1 protein-coding gene is annotated in these 597 nt (G+C 61.0%); it reads left to right on the top strand.

All coding sequences use genetic code 11. From position 1 onward, the window contains the following. Positions 1-597, top strand: a 597-nt coding sequence (locus RQI28_RS19680; protein ID WP_311224354.1) for an EF-Tu/IF-2/RF-3 family GTPase, incomplete at both ends; no start/stop codon positions are given.

Here is a 597-nt window from a genome sequence, read left to right as displayed (position 1 = left end):
AGCCATCATGAAGCTGGCAGAAGCACTCGACACGTACATCCCCACGCCAGAGCGCGCTGTGGACGGCGCATTCCTGATGCCCGTGGAAGACGTGTTCTCGATCTCCGGTCGCGGCACCGTGGTGACGGGCCGTATCGAGCGCGGCATCATCAAGGTCGGCGAAGAAATCGAAATCGTCGGTATCCGCGATACGCAAAAGACCATCTGCACCGGCGTGGAAATGTTCCGCAAGCTGCTGGACCAAGGCCAAGCTGGCGACAACGTCGGCCTGCTGCTGCGCGGCACCAAGCGTGAAGATGTCGAGCGCGGCCAAGTGCTGTGCAAGCCCAACTCGATCAAGCCACACACCCACTTCACCGCCGAAGTGTATGTGCTGAGCAAGGACGAGGGCGGCCGCCACACCCCGTTCTTCAACAACTACCGCCCACAGTTCTACTTCCGCACGACCGACGTCACCGGCGCCATCGAGCTGCCAGAAGACAAAGAAATGGTCATGCCAGGCGATAACGTGTCGATCACCGTCAAGCTGATCAACCCCATCGCCATGGAAGAAGGCCTGCGCTTCGCTATCCGTGAAGGCGGCCGTACCGTCGGCGC

Origin of the sequence: Acidovorax sp. WCS2018Noco2-16 (assembly GCF_031843945.1) — a bacterium.
Taxonomy (GTDB): domain Bacteria; phylum Pseudomonadota; class Gammaproteobacteria; order Burkholderiales; family Burkholderiaceae_C; genus Paracidovorax.
The sequence above is the reverse complement of the archived record's forward strand: the minus strand, read 5'-3'. Positions and strand labels throughout refer to the sequence as shown.